4 protein-coding genes are annotated in these 3017 nt (G+C 45.5%); all 4 read left to right on the plus strand.

Annotation, left to right across the window (positions count from 1 at the left end; all coding sequences use genetic code 11):
* A partial coding sequence (locus tag A1D16_RS15480) for a hypothetical protein (RefSeq protein WP_290711109.1) occupies positions 1-296 on the plus strand: 296 nt, incomplete at its 5' end.
* A gap of 10 nt (positions 297-306) precedes the next feature.
* On the plus strand, positions 307-642 hold the full coding sequence (locus A1D16_RS15485) for a hypothetical protein (RefSeq protein WP_290711111.1): 336 nt from the start codon (positions 307-309) through the stop codon (positions 640-642).
* An 11-nt stretch (positions 643-653) separates the two neighbouring features.
* Entirely contained in the window at positions 654-2288 is a 1635-nt protein-coding gene (locus tag A1D16_RS15490; protein ID WP_290711113.1) for an amidohydrolase, read from the plus strand.
* A 57-nt stretch (positions 2289-2345) separates the two neighbouring features.
* On the plus strand, positions 2346-3017 hold a 672-nt coding region (locus A1D16_RS15495; RefSeq protein WP_290711115.1), incomplete at its 3' end, for a GMP synthase.

Below are 3017 nucleotides of genomic sequence, written 5' to 3' on the forward strand. Positions count from 1 at the left end.
AAGCAGAACAAACCTATACCTCGCAGCAAAAAGAAATTGAGGCTTTTACGGATCAACTCAATAAACTTTATGAATATGAATTACACCGGAAAAAAAATCAATTGAGGATCCAGATGTGGAACCTCTTAAGAAATCCGGAAAAAAATTTACTGGGCGGTTTTTTAGCCCGCTGGAAAAAAGAAACCCAATTAAAACCAGCTTTTATTACAGAGGCAAAGATTATTGTGGGCAATGCCTTTGATCAGCTTGCTGAACTGGAGAGTGGGAAATTAACGCCTAAAGACCTGCAGCAATAAAAAACAGCCTATGGCAGCAACGGTAAAATTTGAAGACATCTTCAAAACACTTAAAAAACAGGTGGAAGAACTGGCTCGCTTATTTGTAAAAAACTATACGAAAGCCGCCATTCAGGATGGTCGAAAATTTCTGGAAGAAACCAAAGAAAGCCTGAAACGATGGACCATTCTTTTGGCAGAAGGTAAACTAACTACCCAGGACTTCGAATGGCTGGTGCTGGGCCAAAAAGACCTTGCTCAAATGATTGCGTTAAAACAGGCCGGTTTATCAGTGATCCGGATTGAGCAATTCAGGAACAGTTTATTATCACTGGTAGTGGATACCATTTTCGGCATCATTTTATAAATTTTTTTTCATTGAAATCAACATTCATTGGTGCGCTGATTGCCCTGGCGTGCTTCTATTGCATTTCGTGCAGCAATAAAAAAACTGCCGACCTGCTGATCCGAAACGCGCATATTTATACCGTAGACAGCCTCTTCAGCAAAGCTTCCGCCCTGGTTGTACGCGATGGTAAAATCCTTGCTGTTGGAGATGAAACTACCCTCCTAAAAACTTATAAAGCCAATGATACGCTCGATGCGGGCGGCAACTACATTTATCCCGGTTTTATTGATGCACATTGTCATTTTTATGCCTATGGACTGAACCTGCAAACTGCCAACCTGGTGGGCACAGGAAGCTGGCAGGCTATCCTTGACACCCTGGTAAAATTTGCCCATACTACACCAGAAGGCTGGCTAATTGGCAGAGGCTGGGACCAGAACGATTGGCCCAACCAGGAATTCCCGACCAACGAAGCACTTAACCAATTGTTTCCCGATCGCCCTGTATTGCTTAGCCGGATCGATGGACATGCTGCAATGGCCAATGCCAAAGCCCTTGAGCTTGCCGGTATTAAAGCAGGTGATCAACTGACAGGGGGAAAAATTGACGTAAAAAATGGCCGCTTAACCGGTCTCCTGATCGATAACGCAATTGACCTGGTAGCTACCAAAATACCAGCGCCTTCCACGGCACAAAAAAAAGAAGCGCTGCTGGATGCACAACGGAATTGTTTTGCTATGGGGTTGACTACTGTAGATGATTGTGGGCTGGATTTTTCCGAGATAAATCTGATGGACGAACTGCATCAATCAGGTGAGCTCCAGATGCGTATATATGCCATGTTAAGTGATAGCAAAAAAAACTACGATTACCTGCTGCCAAAAGGTATTATCAAAACTGATCGGCTCAACGTCCGTTCGTTTAAAGTATATGCGGATGGCGCACTGGGATCCAGGGGTGCCTGCCTGTTGGAAGACTACGCCGATAATCCGGGCAACAAGGGATTTTTGTTGAGCAATCCCGAACATTTTGATTCTGTAGCAGCCCTGCTTGCGTCTACCCCATTCCAAATGAACACCCACGCTATTGGAGATAGTGGCAATAGAACCATCCTTAAGATTTATGCAAAGCACCTGAAAGGAAAAAATGACCGGCGCTGGCGAATTGAACACGCACAGGTAGTTAATGCTGCTGATTTTGCCAATTTTGGAAACTACGGCATTATTCCTTCTGTTCAGCCCACCCATGCTACTTCAGATATGTATTGGGCCGGCCAACGGTTGGGGAAAGAACGCGAAAAAGGAGCTTATGCCTTCCAGGAATTATTACAACAAAACGGTTGGATTCCTCTAGGTACCGATTTTCCCGTGGAAGATATATCACCCTTTAAAACGTTTTTTGCGGCAGTAGTGCGGCAGGATGCGAAAGGATATCCTGCCGGAGGTTATCAGCCTGAAAATGCCCTTACCAGGGAGCAGGCACTGCGGGGCATGACCATATGGGCGGCCAGGAGCAATTTCGAGGAAAATGAAAAAGGCAGTCTTGAAACGGGTAAGCTGGCCGACTTTATTCTGCTTGACCAGGATTTACTAACCGTTCCGCCCGAACAACTCTTATCCATCCGCGTGCTTGGCACCTGGATCGCCGGCCAAAAAGTTCACTAAGCTTTTACCCGTTGAGGGCTCTCGACCGGTAAAAATGAAAATCCTTAAATTTGCCGCATGGTTATGGATTTGGGAACGATAAAAGTAGCCATTCTGGATTTATACGAAGGAGTGGAGAATCAGGGTATGCGTTGTATCAGGGAAATTTTAAACCTGTATGCCGATCAGCATCAGATCGACCTGGAATGGGACGAATTTGATGTACGACTGAAAGAACAGGTTCCTGATACCAGTTATGATATCTATATTTCAAGCGGCGGACCAGGCTCTCCCCTCGACAGCCTGGGTTCATCCTGGGAAAATCAATATTTTACCTGGCTGGAATCCCTGGTCAGCTACAATGAAAATCCGCAGCATACCCGTAAAAAGCAGGTCTTTTTTATCTGCCATTCCTATCAACTGGCCTGCCGACATTTTAAAGTAGGAGAAGTAACCAACCGAAAGTCTACTGCATTTGGTGTATTCCCCGTGCATATGCTTCCAGGTGCAGAAAGGGAGCCCGTTTTCTCTAACCTGCGCGATCCCTTTTATGCTGTTGACAGTCGTGATTACCAGGTTATTAAGCCCGACCATAAAAGAATACGGCAATTAGGTGGAAAGATACTTGCCATAGAAAAAGAACGCCCCCATGTACCTTTTGAACGCGCCATGATGGCTTTCCGTTTCAACGATCATATGGTGGGCACCCAGTTTCGCCCCGAAGCCGATGCCATTGGCATGAGCATGTAC

This window comes from Flavihumibacter sp. CACIAM 22H1 (assembly GCF_001601815.1).
Lineage (GTDB): Bacteria > Bacteroidota > Bacteroidia > Chitinophagales > Chitinophagaceae > Flavihumibacter.

Coding starts and splice junctions, on each gene's coding strand:
- A1D16_RS15485 (WP_290711111.1), top strand. CDS start 307: ATGGCAGCAACGGTAAAATTTGAAGACATCTTCAAAACACTTAAAAAA.